Raw genomic sequence first — 13,484 nt, forward strand, 5'->3', positions numbered from 1 at the left:
GTGGAGTCACGATTCTGGCATGCGCGGGCAGGCCGGCAAGTAGGAGCGCGCCGCCCGCGGCTGTGGGTGCATGGCTGGCCGCGGCGCAGGCGTCAGCGGAACTGCTCGGTGGAAATATCGAAGCGCTTGAGCTTGTCGTACAGGGTTTTCTTCGGGATATTCAAAGCTGCAGCCGCCTCGATGACGTTGCCGTTGTGACGGCGCAAGGTTTCCTCGATGATGGCAATCTCGAAGGTGTCGACTTGCTCGGCCAGCGAGGCTTCGCGGCAGCCAGCCGGGCTCAGCGTGTCGTCGAGCAAGCCCAGCACGAAGCGGTCGGCCACATTGTGCAGCTCGCGCACATTGCCGGCCCAGCGCTGCGCCATCAACGAGGTGATCAGCTCGCCGCTGACGAGGGCGGCCGGCTGGCCATAGCGCAGCGCCGCCTGCAGCACGAAAAATTCGAACAGCAGGGGGATATCTTCGCGCCTGTTGCGCAGGGCAGGCAGGGTCAGGCTGGCCACGTTCAGGCGGTAATACAGGTCGGGCCGGAATTTGCCCTGTTCCGCCAGCACATTCAAATCTTCCTTGGCGGCGGCGATGACGCGGAAATTGACGGAAATCAGTTTATTGGAACCGAGCCGCTCCACCTGCCGCTCCTGCAGCACGCGCAGCAGTTTCACTTGCAGGGCCAGCGGCATGCTTTCGATTTCATCGAGAAACAGGGTGCCGCCGTTCGCGTATTCGATCTTGCCGATGCGCTGGCGCTGCGCGCCCGTAAACGCGCCTTCCTCGTGGCCGAACAGTTCTGACTCGAAGATCGATTCGGGCAGGGCGCCGCAGTTGATCGCCACGAAAGGGTGGTCGCGCCGCTCGCTGAAGTCGTGCAGGCAGCGGGCGATCAGTTCTTTTCCCGTCCCCGTTTCGCCGAGGATGATGATGTCGGCCGATTTCGGCGCCAGGTTCAGCACCAGCTGGCGCACCTTGGCCATGGCCGCGCTGCGGCCCACGATGCGCGCTTCGATGCCGACCCGCTGCTCGAGCTGGCGGCGCAAGTTCATGTTTTCCAGCACCAGGTGGCGTTTATCCAGGGCGCGGCGGCACACTTCCACCAGCAAGTCGGCGGAGAACGGTTTTTCGATGAAATCGTAGGCGCCACGGCGCATGGCGCCCACGGCCATCGACACGTCGCCGTGGCCCGTGACGAGGATGACGGGCAGGCTGGCATCCTGTGCCACGGCGATATCGAGCAGTTTCAAGCCATCCATGCCGGGCAGCTTGATGTCGCTCAATAAAATGCCGGCAAATTCAGGCACCAGGTAGGGCAGCGCTTCCTCGGCCGTGGCGACAGCCGTCACTTGCAGGCCCGCCAGTTCCAGCGATTGCCGGGCGCCCTTGCGCACGACGGCATCGTCTTCCACCAGCAGCACTTGCATGCCTTCAAAATTATTCTCGTGCATTCCCTATTCCTTCGTCTCTATCTTATGCTCCCCCGGGGCGCAGCTCAGGGTGATGGTAAATTGTGCGCCGCCCCCTTCCTGCGCGCTGCGGTTGCGCACGGCTAGGGCGCTGCCGGCCGCGCGCAGTATGCCTGCGCTGATCGACAATCCCAAGCCCAGCCCGTGTTCCTTGGTTGTATAGAAGGGGTCGAAGATCTTGTCGAGCGAGGCCAGCGGGATGCCGGGGCCATTATCGGTGATATGCAGCACGGCGAGGTCGCCTTCGCGGCGCACCTGGAACCAGATATGCACGGGCTCGCTTTCCGGCACGGCATCCATGGCGTTCGTGATCAGGTTGGTGAACACTTGCTCCAGGCCGATGGCGTTGCACAGCACGATGATGTCGTCCTCATGCCAGTTTTCATGCAGGGTCAGGCGCTGCGAATGCTTGCGCGTGCGGATTTGCAGCATGGTTTGCGCGAACGCCTGGCGCACGCTGACGGGCTTGCGGGCATCGTCGCTGCGCCGCGCAAAGCCTTTCAATTGCGACGTGACATAGCCGAGCCGCTTGACGAGGTCGGAAATGGTCGACAGATTATCGAGCGCATCGTCGATGCGGCCCCTTGCCAGAAACACCTTGGCATTGTCGGAAAACGTTTGCAGGGCGGCCAGCGGCTGGTTCAGTTCGTGCGTCACGCCGGCCGCCATCTGGCCGATGGCCGCCAGTTTGCCGCTTTGCACCAGTTCCGCCTGGGCATAGCGCAGGGTCTGTTCGGCCCGCTCACGCTCGGCCACCTCGGCTTGCAGGCGGCCATTCGCGTGGACCAGATCGGCCGTGCGCTGTTCGACCTTGATTTCCAGCTGTTCATAGGCGCGCGCCAGGGTTTGCTGCGCATTGAGCTTGTCGGCGATGCGGCGCCGGCGCTGGCGCGCATACATCAGGGCCAGCAGCAGCAAGGCCCAGCCCAGCGCGGCGGCGATGGCCGCGTTGCGCGCCGCCTCGTCAACCTGGTCGAGTTCGGCCAGCACCGTGATTTGCCATTGCAGCGGGCCCAGGGCGCGGTTCACGGCGAGGTAATCCACCTTGTCCGCGCTGCCGGACAGGGCCGGCGTATCGCCCGTTTGCGGTCGTTCCAGGGTCATCACGCTGGCGCCGTCGGCGAACTGGCGGCTGACACGGTGCGGCAGGATGGGCAGATTTTCTTGCAGGAACTGGCGCTGTTCGCTGATGTTGTTCTTCGCGTCCGCCGACAGCGGGGCCAGGGTCTTGAACTTGAAGGCGGGTGTGGTGGCCAGGATCAGCACGCCATTTGCATCCTTGACCCAGATCTGTTCGCCCGCGCCGGGCGTGCGCCACGATTGCTCGATCCAGTCCAGGTTGACCTTGGCGGCGACGATGCCGATGATGCGCCCGTTGCGCTGCACGGGTTGCGAAATGAAATAGCCCGCTTCGAAGGTCGAGGCGCCGATGCCGTAGAAGCGGCCGATGCCGCCCGCGAACGCATCCTTGAAGTAGGGCCGGAAACCGTAGTTGACGCCGACATACGAGCTGCGCTCTTGCCAGTTGCTCGACGCCAGGGTCGTGCCCTTGTCATCGAGCACGTAGACGGCAAAGGCGCCCGCGCGGCGGTTCATGTCGACCAGGTAGGCGTTGATCTGCGTGACCTTGTCGGCGCTGGGCTGCTCCAGCAATTGTGCCACGGCATCGCTCTGGGCCACGGCCAGGGGCAGGAATTCGTACTTGTTGAGGGCGCCGCCGATGGATGCCGCATACAGTTCCGCGCGCGAATCGAGGGTGCGGTGCAATTCATCGAGCTGGCGCTGCTGGACCCAGGCATACGATGCCCACGTCAGCACGACCAGCGACCCCACGGCCAGCAGGGGGCCGAGCGCGGGTCTCAGGGTCCGTTTGCCGAATGCCATGCTGCTCCGTGTGTCGGGTTAAATTCTCGGGTTTGTTACGACGGTATTGTAAAGCTGAAACCCGAAAAGACTGGGGTCGGACCCTGAGGGTCCGACCCCGGTAGTTGCCAAGGGGTTTGCTTGCGCGGGAACTAATCAGCCGTACTCGCCATCGTCTCGGCGTTATGATGCCTTTGCTGCTCTTCCATCACCATCTCGCCCAGCATGCGTTTCAGGCGGTTGAACTCGGGGTCGCTCGGGTCGCGCGGGCGGGGCAGGTCGATGGCCACGTCGCGCTTGATGGTGCCGGGACGGTAGGTCATGACGATGGTGCGGTCGGCTAGGTAGATCGATTCCTCGATCGAGTGCGTGACGAACACGATGGTGGTGCCGAAGACTTTCCAGATTTTCAGCAATTCATCTTGCAGGTTGCGCCGCGTCAAGGCATCGAGCGCGCCGAACGGTTCATCCATCAGCATGATCGGCGAATCGAGGGCCAGCACGCGGGCAATCGCCACGCGTTGGCGCATGCCGCCCGACAAGTCTTTCGGGTAGCGGGCACGGAATTCCGTCAAGCCCAGCATGCTCAGCAGCATGTCGACCCGTTCCTTGATCTCGGCTGGCGTCTTGCCGGCGATTTCCAGGCCGAACGCGATATTGCTCTCGATGCTCATCCAGGGGAACAGCGCGTATTCCTGGAACACCATGCCGCGGTCGGGACCTGGTTCGGTGATCAGCTTGCCGCCGGCCAGGATCTGGCCCGACGTCGGCTGTGAAAAGCCGGCGATGGCGTTGAGCAGGGTCGACTTGCCGCAGCCGGACGGCCCCAGCAGGCAGATGAACTCGCCGCTGGCGATTTCCAGGTTGATGTCCTTCAGGGCGATGACGTCCGCGCCGCCCGTGGTGAAGATTTTATTGACTGCATTGATATTGATCGTGGTCATGGCCGTTCCTCTTAGTGTTCCAGGCCGCGGTGCCACTGCAGCAAATGATTATTCAGGGCATTCATGGCGATATCGATGGCCAGGCCGAACAGGCCGATGGTAAACATGCCGGCGATAATCTTGTCGGACCAGAAGTATTCGCGTGCTTCCAGAATGCGGAAGCCGAGGCCGCTATTCACGGCGATCATTTCCGCCACGATCACGACGATGAAGGCCGTGCCCATGCCGATGCGTGCGCCGGCCAGGATGTACGGCGTGGCCGCCGGCAGGATGACGCGGCGGAACATGGTCATCTGGCTGGCGCCCAGGTTGCGCGCGGCGCGGATGTAGATGCCGTCGACCTGGCGTACGCCGGCGATGGTATTCATCAGCACGGGGAAGAAGGAACCGATGCTGATCAGGAAGAAGGCGGGCGGGTTGCCCAGGCCGAACCACAAAATTGCCAGCGGAATGTAGGCGATCGGCGGAATCGGGCGCAGCACCTGCACCAGCGGGTCGAACAGTTTATAGATGGTCTTGTTGGTACCCATCAGCAAGCCCAGCGGCAAGGCCAGGCCGGCGCCGATGGCAAAGCCGCCCAGCACGCGCGACAGGCTGGCCCAGGCGTCATGCGGCAGTTCGCCGGAGAACATCCACACCAGGTAATTGCCCGCTTCGGGCGTGTACGCTTCCATGGGGATCAGGTATTCATACCATTTCACAACCACGGCGACGGGCGAGGGCAGGATTTGCGGATTGATCCAGCCGAACGTCGACATGGCTTGCCACAGCAGCAGCACGGCGACGGGCACGGCGGCGCCGTGCGCGAAGCGTTTCATCATTTGAATATTCATCGTGATACTTTCAGATTAGCGAGGTCGTGGTTAGCGAGGTGCGTAGGACTTCTTGGCTTTTTCCAGCAGATCCAGCTTGACCCAATCCTTGGCGGCAGGCGCTTTGGCCATGCGGCCCACGCCGAATTTCACCATGTAGTCGGTGGTCAGCTGCACGTGGCTTTGCGTGATGTCTTCCGTGAAGATGGCGTTGTCGATGGCGTCGCGGTAATCGTCGGAGGTGATCTGGTTCTTGAACATCGATTCGCGCACGTATTTTTCCGCCAGTTTCGGGTCGGCCAGGAAGGCGCGCGTGGCGGCGACGAAGCAATCCATGAAGCGCTGGGCCACGGCCGGCTTTTCCTTGTACATTTTTTCCGTCATTACGAGCGCGCGCACGGGCTCGCCCAGCGGCGTGTCGTAAGGCTTGAGGATGGCCGCGCCGTATTTCTTGTGGATCGCCTGGGTCGAGTACGGTTCGGACTGGCTCATGACGTCGATGTCCTTGGTCAGCAGCGCCTGGTTCAAGTCCGGGTAGCCCATGTACAGGATCTGCACGTCCTTGCCCGGCTTGTCGGACCAGGTCAGCTTGGCCTTGGTCAGTTCGGCAAACAGCAGGATTTCCTGCGGGCCGCCGCGCGTGACGCCGACTTTCTTGCCTTTCAGGTCGGCGATGCCCTTGATGTTCAGGTCGGGACGGCCGACGATCTGCACGCCGCCCTTGGCGAAGCCGCCCACCAGGTACACGGGCAAGCCCGTGGCGCGGCCCGTGATGGCCGCTTCCAGCGCGCTGGCGGACACGTCGATTTCACCGGCGATCATGGCTGGCACGATGTCGAGGCCCTTGGCGAAGATGCGCTCTTCAATTTTCAAATCGTATTTCGGCGCGATTTCCTTCATGTAGGCGACGGCGCCGTAATGGGCGAATTTCAGGTTGCCCAGGCGAACCAGGTCGGCCGCATGGACGGCCAGCGGGAATTGCGCGGCCAGGGCGACGGCCACGGCCAGTGCCTTGGTGTTCAGGAAGGACGAGATGCGGAAGGTGCGTGCCATGCTGTTGTCTCCAAAAGGTAGATGGTTTTATATAGTGGGTCAGGCTGCCGCTCTGATGGCGGTTATGAAAATATAAAAGCATCTTCCGTGCCAGTGGAGCGTATTTTGGCGTTTATTGCAAGTGATTGTTTATAAAGGTTTAATTTGAATCCATTGAAAATGGGAAATGGCGGGATTCCGCTTTTCCGCACGGCGAGGGGAAAGGCTGTGCGGATAGCCGCATTTCCGGTGGCCGCTTCGAGGTTGGCTGGCGGGGCCGCATGCCGGTGAACCTTCAGGGCGCGGCCGACTCCAATCGTAAAAAAACGCGTTGCAAACAGGCTGGCAACGCGTAACTCCCCCGTGGAGTAGGGGCGGCGCCGCGCGGGCGCCTGATGGATAGCGCCGTCTGCCGGGCTTACTTTGGCGCCGTGGCCGGTGGCAGGGCGGGCGCCGTGGCGGGATCGGTCAGCGGCGCAGGCGGCGTCGTGCTGCCAGGGCCTGTGTCTGGCGTGGCTGGCGTGACGGGAGCCGGCATCACTTGTGGCGCGGAACTGGGGTTGGGCGCCGTTTCGGGCAGGGGCGCCTCGGCCGGTTTTTTACAGGCGGACAGGCTGACGAGCAAGGCGGCGGCCAACAGGGCAGGTATTTTCATGATGTTTCCTTTGCAAGAGTCGAAGGATCGCGATGCGGGCGGTGGGCGCCGCGCGCGAAGCTTGAATTTATTGCAATGGCGCTTGCGCTTCTGTTCGCTATTTCACTTTGCGCCACCAATGGGAGCACACGGTAGTCATACAGGGATTTTAGATGTCATTTTTAGATGCCATGCGAGAAATGATTCGGTAGGGCAATATTTTTCACTTTCTTGCTTCTAATGTTCGTTAACGCACAGACCGTAGCCGCCGACACGGGCATTCTGTGTCCAGACGCTCAGGATTCGTGGTGTTCTGGTATAAAAATTGCCAAGAACTTAACAATTCGGGCTACCGGCAATCGTTTAAAAGGAGTATTCAAATGCATGCAATGACTCAGTCTCACGTGAAGAGCGAATTAAAGGCAGCGCACCAGGAACTTCGTAGCCCCGAAAAAGGCTCGCAAATGGTAGAACGCGCAGCACCCATCCCCCCGGAACGCATGAACCCTATTTCCATGGCACCGATCGAGCGCGTGCGTTCGACGTCGGCCACCCTGCGCCGCATCGAAAACATGCAAAAGCTGATCGGCGAATTGTCGCTGCACGAGATGCTGGCCGATGAAATCGCCTGGTTCCTCAAGTTTTCGCCATCGGGCGCCCGCAAATACATCCGCGACTTGCGCGAAGCGGGCGTGATCGAACTGGCCCGTTACATCGAAGGCACCGCCACCTACCTGGGCAAGGCAGTGTACCAGCTGACGCCAGACCCTGAGCGCGTGCGCGCCTTCCTGGCCGCCATCGTCCAGCCAAAACGCGAAGGCGCGCCACCGCGCAAAGACCGTCCAGGCTTGCGCGAGCAAAGCATGGCAGGCAGCGGCCGTCACTTCCACATCCTGGCCGATGACACGCATTACGCCATCCGCGTCAACCGCGGTCCCGTGACGCGCGATCCGCTCGTGGCAGCCTTGTTCGGTGCGCCACAGCAAAAGTCGGCCGAGTAACACCTGACGGTTTAGTCAGGCGTTGTGAGCTTGTAATGAAAGCCGGGTTACGCCCCGGCTTTTGGCGTTGGCGCAGGCCGTTTCACGTAGTCTGATTGAAAAGACTGCAAGCATCCCCATGTGGGCTGGACTGTTGCCCGCGACGCGGGTTCACTTGAAGGAGCTTGTCCTTGTCTGCCTACGCCGTGTCCCTTTGCCCCATTGGCCTCATTGTCCTGCAGCGGGCCGCCGCATGAACCCGCTGCTGTGGATCGCCCTCGTCACGGCCGCCATCGTCTTGTCGCTGTGGTTTCCCCGCTGGCGCCTGAAGCGGGCGCTGTCCAGGCCCTTGCCGGCTGAAGGCCTGGCCGTGCTGGAAAAGAATATCCCCGTGTATCCGCGCATGCCGGCCCCGCTGCAGGAGCAGTTGCGCCGCCTCGTCGTGCAATTCCTGTATCAGAAGAAATTCGTCGGTTGCGGCGGCCTGGAAATCACGGACGAGATGCGCTATACCATCGCGGGACAGGCTTGCTTGCTGCTGCTGAACCGCCAGACGCAGGTGTATCCGGAACTCGATACCATCCTCGTGTATCCGACGGAATTCATCGTCACGCGCGATGAAGTGGGGCCGGGCGGCGTGGTGACGCCATCGGCGAATGGTTTATTGGGCGAATCCTGGGGCGATGGCCGAGTGGTGCTGGCCTGGGATCACGTGCAGCGCGGTGCGGCCGACTGGACCGATGGCCACAATGTCGTGCTGCATGAATTCGCCCACCAGCTCGACAGCGAATCGGGCGCCGCGAATGGCGCACCTTATCTGCCCAGCGTATCGAGCTACCGCAGCTGGGCCACGGTGCTGTCGCGCGACTTCGACAACCTGCGCCACGACGCCATCTACCAGCAGCACAGCGTGATGGACCATTACGGCGCCACGAATCCCGCCGAATTCTTTGCCGTGGCCACGGAAACCTTCTTTGAAAAGCCATACCAGATGGCTGAGCACCACGAGGAGCTGTACGCGCAATTCTTGCAGTACTACAAGGTCGACCCGCGCGACTGGATGGCGCCGCCCGTGGAAGCCGAGCACATGGCTTCGCCATTTCCCAATTTTGCCCAGCACTGGTAAGCGGGGACTTTAGCCCAGCAGCCGCTGTTTCAGCGCGGGATAGCTGCTGCGCGAGACGGGAATGCCCGTGCTCGTCTGCGTATCGAGCGCATACTTGCCGCCCGCCGCGATCTGCAGCCGCTTGAAACCGAGGCTGTTGACGATGTAGGAGCGGTGCACGCGCAGGAAGTGCGATGGCAGCAAGGCCATGAGCTTGTCGATGGCCAGGTCATGAAAACACTGTTCGCCGCTGCGCAGCACGATATTGCTGTAGTGGCCATCGGCTTGCACGTGGTCGATGTCGGCCATGGCGATCCATTCCAGCGCCCCCCGTTTCTTGACGGCCAGCGAAGCGGCGTCCGTGTGCCGCTCCGTGTAGCGTTGCAGCGCCTTGTGCAGGCGTTCGCGGCTGAACGGCTTGGCAACGAAGTCGAGCACGCCGAACTCGAAGGCCGTGATCGAGCGTTCCGCGTGGGCCGAGACGATGATGGTCTGGAAGCGTGCATCGGCGGCCAGGCGCAGCAGCTCATAGCCGTCGGCGCCGTGCAGATTCAAGTCCAGCAACAGCAAGTCGACTTGTTCCTGGGCCAGGGCGGCCAGCGCTTGCGGCACATTGTCATGCAGTGCGAGATTGCCGAGACGCTTGCCGAAATGCGCGCGCACCTCGCGTTCGAGGCCTTGCGCGATCAGCGGTTCATCTTCCAGTATCAATACATTCATGGCGCCGCCGGCAAGGTAAAGGTGAGGCGCCAGCCTGCCTGCTGCCGTTCGCTGGCATAGTGGGCCATGTCGCCAAACACGGCGTGCAGGCTGGCGCGGATGTATTGTTCGCCCACGCCGCCGCCCGCATGCGGGCGCGCTTCGCCTTCGGGCAGGAGCACGGTGAGCACCTGCGTTTGCGCATGTCGTGCGATACGCAGGATAAAGGCCGCGCCGTGGCGGTAGCGGTTGTGGCTGAACGCGTTTTCCAGCGCCGTCAGCAACAGGGCGGGCGGCACGGTGATGCCCGCCGCTTCGCCGTCGAGCTGCAGGCTGCACGGCTGCTGCAGCCGCGTGCCCATGATGCTCAGGTAATTCTGGCACAGGGCCAGTTCCTGCGTCAGGGCGATGCTGGGCTGCTGGGCGAATTCATTGAGCATGCGCAACTCGGCGCCCAACGCCTCGATGAAGGTTTCGGCCGTCTGCGGCGATTGCGCGTTGAGTTCGCTGATCAGGCTCAGGGAATTCATCAGGAAATGCGGCTGCATGCTTTTGCGCAAGAGCTGGTTTTCCAGCTGCTGGGCACGCGCCGCCTTGCTGCGCTCGCGCAGCAGTTGCGCCAGCAATTGCGCGCATAAAGGCAGCAGCAAAAAGCACACGACGAGGGCGAAGCCGCCTTCGGCAAACTGGCTGCCCGTCAGCAGGAACAGGGCGCACGAGGCCAGCGCGATCAAGGCGCCGCCACGGCTGCCCGGCAGACGGCGCCACACGGCGCCCAGGCTGAGCGCCAGGCTCGCTGCCAGGCCCGTCAAAAACATCAGCCAGCAGCGCGCGTCGAAATGCGCGGGCAGCGCGCCGGCCAGCGCGATGCATGCCAGCAGTAACACCGCCGCCAGTGGCCAGCGCGGCAGGCGGTAGGCCGTATAAAAATACAGGGGCAGCAAGGCGGAAAACAGCCAGGTCAGGGCGCTGACGGCGTACAGGCGCGGCAAATGCATGGGATAGGCATAGCCGGCAAAGCTGCGCCAGAGTTCCGCCACCAGCAGCAGCGCCGCCACCAGGCACAGCGCGGCAAACATGGTCCAGTGCCGCTGCCGCTGGTACAGCGCCGTCAAGGCGAGAAACAGCAGGGCGACGGCGCCCAGCGCTCCGGCCAGCAGCAGCGGCGGCAGCCGGTACCAGGCCAGCCCCGCGCGGTAGTCTTGCCGGTCGACCAGGTACAGCGCATAAAAGGGCGACGTCAAGTGCGCCGGCACCTGCTGCGTCGACAGCAGCAGGCGCAGGTGGTGCGTGCCCTTGGTCAATTGCTGGGGCGTCAGGTGGATGGCGAAATCGATGTCGCCCGCGCGTTCCCCGCTGGCATGGCGGGCCGGCTGGCCATTGTTGCCGATCAAGTCGCCGTCCAGCCACAGCTCGCTGGAAGCCAGCGCCGACAGCACCAGCAGCTGCGTCGACGAGGGCGTGGCGGCCAGGGTGACGTCGCGCTCCACGCACAGCAGCAGGCCCGGCCGCACCAGTTGCTGCAGCGTGGCGGCGGGCGCGGACGGCGGGTTGCCGCAGGCGCGCCAGCCTTCGTCCAGCCAGAGCGGAGTCATGGCGCAGGCGAAACAGGGCAAGGCCAGGCAGCACAGCAGAAGGCAGCGGAAGAAGGAGGACATGGCGGGCATTGTAGCTGCTCATTTGCCAAGCATTTGCAACATTTTCATCCACTTTGGTGTCGTTCGTGCGTGCTGCGTGCATTTCGTGCACGGCCTGCCAATAGTGTGCGAAAGACACTTACCATGCATCAGCGCCGTGCTGTGCACACGGCCCTCACCATGGAATCTTGACTATGCAAAGCAGCAAATACTACGGTTTCGCCGGCGCGCTGGCCCTGTTCTGCGGCGTGGCGCAAGCCGCTTCCGCGCCCGCTGCTGTTCCTGCTCCTGCGCTGGCCGCGCGCCTGGCCGACTTCGACGGCTGGGTCGCCCAGCGCATGGGCGCGGAACGCATTCCGGGCGTGACCGTCGGTTTCAGCCAGGGCGACGTGCAATGGGTAAAAGGCTATGGCTATGCGGACCTGGAAAACCGCGTGCCGGCCACGGCCCGTTCCAGCTACCGGCTGGCGTCCGTCACCAAGCCGATGACGGCGGTGGCCATTTTGCAACTGGTGGAACAGGGCAAGATCGACCTGGATGCGCCCGTGCAAACCTATGTGCCGTACTTCCCCGTCAAAGGGTTCCCCGTGACGGTGCGCCAGCTGCTGGGCCACCTGGGCGGCATCGACGCCTACCGCAACAGCCAGGTGGAACAGCATTTCAAGGAGCACAAGGATACGCGCCAGTCCATCGCCGTCTTCGAGCAGTTCGACCTGATCGCGGAACCGGGCACGCGCTTTCGCTACACCAGCTATGGCTACAACTTGCTGGGCGCCGTCATCGAGGGCGCCTCGGGCGAAAGCTATGGCGGCTACATGCGGCGCCACGTGTGGGGCCCGCTGGGCATGGACGCCACCGTGCTGGATTATCCGGACGCCGTGATCGCCCACCGCGTGCGCGGCTACCGGCTGGCCGGCAAGGAGTGGAAGAATTCGGAATTCGTCGACATCAGCAGCCGCTTTTCCGCCGGCGGCACGCGCGCCAGCGTGCCCGACATGCTGGCGTTCGGCAGGGGTGTCCATGACGGCAAGATACTGTCGGCGGCCAGCGTGGCCGCCATGGTGCAGCCGATGGCCACGCGCGCCGGCCGCTTGACGAACTATGGCATGGGCTGGGAAATCTTCCCCACGGGCGGGCGCTACGCCATTGCCCACAGCGGCCAGCAGCCGGAAACCGTCACCTATCTGTACAGCTTTCCCTCGCGCAAGCTGACCCTTGCCGTCGCCTCCAATCTCGAGCGCGTCAATCCGGAAGCCTTCGTGCAGCGCCTGTTCGAGGTGGTCACGGGCGAACCGTGGCAGCTGAACACGTATATCGCCGATGCGGGCGCGCAGCGCGCGTACCAAGTGGCGCAAGGCCTGTTCGAGGAAGGCCGGGCATATGCCGAGCGGACGGATCAGCCGTACGCCGATGCGGCCGCCACGCGCGAGGCATTTATGCAAATCAACGGGCAAGCGCTGGCGCCTGATGCCAAAACGGCGCGCGCCTACATCGACGCGGCCCGCCATCCCATGGGCGGGCGCGTGTTTCTCACGGCCGGGGCCAGCATGGCCAGGCAATTGCGCGAGTCGGGCGTCGACCTGAACAAATATGCGCGCGGCGGCGCGCTGGCGTTTGCGCGCGACTATGTCCTGTTGTCGCAAGGGACAAAGGCCGGCACCTTGCCCCGTTTTGAGGCCGCTTTCGAGCAAGCCATCGTGTCCCTGGCCGCCAGCTGGGACCGCACGGCCGCCATCGCCTGGTCGGCCGCACCTGCATCCATTGCCGCACGCGATGGCCAGCTGCGCGCGGCCTTCCGCGGCCAGCGCGCCTATCCCGATTTCGTGCCCGAGTTGCAGGAACTGGCGCAAGCATCGGCCGCGCGCGGCGAGACAGACGCGGCGCTGGCGGCCAGCCGCCTGGCCGTGGAACTGTATCCGCTCAGCGACCGCGCGCATGCGCTGCAAGGCTTGACCTTGCTGCGCGCCGGCAAGACGGAACCGGCCCTGGCCGCCCTGCGCCTGGCGCAGGAGCGCGACCCGCTGGGCGCGGCCAGTCCGGCGGCGCTGAATCTGGAGGCGTACCGACTGAAGGGCAGCGGCGCCGTGGCGCAAGGCATGGCCGTGCTGCAGGCGGCCGTCAGCCTGCATCCGCGCGACGCGAATCTGCAGGACAGCCTGGCCGAGTTTTATGTCGAGCAAGGCTTGCGCCCGCAGGCCGTCGAGGCCTATCGCCAGGCGCTGCAGCTCGACCCCCGCTATCCGGGCGCCGTGGGCGCCAGGGCGGCGATCATCCGCCTTAGATGAATTCTTCATATGCAAGGCTGAAAAGATTCCTTTTTG

At 63.4% G+C, this 13,484-nt stretch carries 11 protein-coding genes; 3 read left to right on the plus strand and 8 right to left on the minus strand.

All coding sequences use genetic code 11. The annotated features are described in order from the left end of the window. Positions 1 to 92: 92 nt before the first annotated feature. From FG13_RS27570 to FG13_RS27595, 6 genes are all read right to left on the minus strand, one after another. On the minus strand, positions 93 to 1,439 hold the full coding sequence (locus FG13_RS27570; RefSeq protein ID WP_035826294.1) for a sigma-54-dependent transcriptional regulator: 1,347 nt from the start codon (positions 1,437 to 1,439) through the stop codon (positions 93 to 95). A gap of 3 nt (positions 1,440 to 1,442) precedes the next feature. Continuing rightward, complete coding sequence (locus tag FG13_RS27575; protein ID WP_035826296.1) at positions 1,443 to 3,341, minus strand: sensor histidine kinase; 1,899 nt, start codon at positions 3,339 to 3,341, stop codon at positions 1,443 to 1,445. A 131-nt stretch (positions 3,342 to 3,472) separates the two neighbouring features. Beyond that, positions 3,473 to 4,264, minus strand: coding sequence for an ABC transporter ATP-binding protein (locus FG13_RS27580; protein WP_035826298.1), 792 nt, complete (start codon positions 4,262 to 4,264; stop codon positions 3,473 to 3,475). A gap of 11 nt (positions 4,265 to 4,275) precedes the next feature. Beyond that, positions 4,276 to 5,085: an ABC transporter permease gene (locus FG13_RS27585; protein ID WP_370385376.1), complete on the minus strand. Its 810-nt coding sequence runs from the start codon at positions 5,083 to 5,085 to the stop codon at positions 4,276 to 4,278. 42 nt (positions 5,086 to 5,127) lie between these two features. Beyond that, positions 5,128 to 6,129 carry an ABC transporter substrate-binding protein gene (locus FG13_RS27590; RefSeq protein WP_035826308.1) on the minus strand — a complete coding sequence of 334 codons (1,002 nt, stop codon included), beginning with the start codon at positions 6,127 to 6,129 and terminating at the stop codon, positions 5,128 to 5,130. 397 nt (positions 6,130 to 6,526) lie between these two features. Continuing rightward, positions 6,527 to 6,763: a hypothetical protein gene (locus tag FG13_RS27595; protein WP_035826310.1), complete on the minus strand. Its 237-nt coding sequence runs from the start codon at positions 6,761 to 6,763 to the stop codon at positions 6,527 to 6,529. 479 nt (positions 6,764 to 7,242) lie between these two features. On the opposite strand from FG13_RS27595, the gene FG13_RS27600 reads away from it, so the two are divergent. Together FG13_RS27600 and FG13_RS27605 are read left to right on the plus strand one after the other, a co-directional pair. Further along, entirely contained in the window at positions 7,243 to 7,743 is a 501-nt protein-coding gene (locus FG13_RS27600; RefSeq protein WP_223278908.1) for a winged helix-turn-helix domain-containing protein, read from the plus strand. 232 nt (positions 7,744 to 7,975) lie between these two features. Continuing rightward, the gene (locus FG13_RS27605; protein ID WP_035826313.1) at positions 7,976 to 8,848 is read left to right on the plus strand and encodes a zinc-dependent peptidase; all 873 of its coding nucleotides are present in this window, start codon (positions 7,976 to 7,978) and stop codon (positions 8,846 to 8,848) included. 9 nt (positions 8,849 to 8,857) lie between these two features. On the opposite strand, the gene FG13_RS27610 is transcribed toward FG13_RS27605, so the two are convergent. Then, entirely contained in the window at positions 8,858 to 9,547 is a 690-nt protein-coding gene (locus FG13_RS27610) for a LytR/AlgR family response regulator transcription factor (protein ID WP_035826317.1), read from the minus strand. Then, positions 9,544 to 11,193: a histidine kinase gene (locus tag FG13_RS27615; RefSeq protein ID WP_035826320.1), complete on the minus strand. Its 1,650-nt coding sequence runs from the start codon at positions 11,191 to 11,193 to the stop codon at positions 9,544 to 9,546. Before FG13_RS27615 ends, FG13_RS27610 begins: the two co-directional genes overlap by 4 nt. A 164-nt stretch (positions 11,194 to 11,357) precedes the next feature. On the opposite strand from FG13_RS27615, the gene FG13_RS27620 reads away from it, so the two are divergent. Further along, the gene (locus tag FG13_RS27620; RefSeq protein ID WP_035826322.1) at positions 11,358 to 13,448 is read left to right on the plus strand and encodes a serine hydrolase domain-containing protein; all 2,091 of its coding nucleotides are present in this window, start codon (positions 11,358 to 11,360) and stop codon (positions 13,446 to 13,448) included. Positions 13,449 to 13,484: the final 36 nt, after the last annotated feature.

It is taken from the genome of Janthinobacterium sp. RA13 (genome assembly GCF_000745325.1).
GTDB classification, from domain to species: domain Bacteria; phylum Pseudomonadota; class Gammaproteobacteria; order Burkholderiales; family Burkholderiaceae_D; genus Janthinobacterium; species Janthinobacterium rivuli.

Bases quoted from the DNA above. Each gene is read 5' to 3' on its own strand.
- FG13_RS27570 (WP_035826294.1), bottom strand. From the start codon at position 1,439: ATGCACGAGAATAATTTTGAAGGCATGCAAGTGCTGCTGGTGGAAGAC.
- FG13_RS27575 (WP_035826296.1), bottom strand. From the start codon at position 3,341: ATGGCATTCGGCAAACGGACCCTGAGACCCGCGCTCGGCCCCCTGCTG.
- FG13_RS27580 (WP_035826298.1), bottom strand. From the start codon at position 4,264: ATGACCACGATCAATATCAATGCAGTCAATAAAATCTTCACCACGGGC.
- FG13_RS27585 (WP_370385376.1), bottom strand. From the start codon at position 5,085: ATGATGAAACGCTTCGCGCACGGCGCCGCCGTGCCCGTCGCCGTGCTG.
- FG13_RS27590 (WP_035826308.1), bottom strand. From the start codon at position 6,129: ATGGCACGCACCTTCCGCATCTCGTCCTTCCTGAACACCAAGGCACTG.
- FG13_RS27595 (WP_035826310.1), bottom strand. From the start codon at position 6,763: ATGAAAATACCTGCCCTGTTGGCCGCCGCCTTGCTCGTCAGCCTGTCC.
- FG13_RS27600 (WP_223278908.1), top strand. From the start codon at position 7,243: ATGAACCCTATTTCCATGGCACCGATCGAGCGCGTGCGTTCGACGTCG.
- FG13_RS27605 (WP_035826313.1), top strand. From the start codon at position 7,976: ATGAACCCGCTGCTGTGGATCGCCCTCGTCACGGCCGCCATCGTCTTG.
- FG13_RS27610 (WP_035826317.1), bottom strand. From the start codon at position 9,547: ATGAATGTATTGATACTGGAAGATGAACCGCTGATCGCGCAAGGCCTC.
- FG13_RS27615 (WP_035826320.1), bottom strand. From the start codon at position 11,193: ATGCCCGCCATGTCCTCCTTCTTCCGCTGCCTTCTGCTGTGCTGCCTG.
- FG13_RS27620 (WP_035826322.1), top strand. From the start codon at position 11,358: ATGCAAAGCAGCAAATACTACGGTTTCGCCGGCGCGCTGGCCCTGTTC.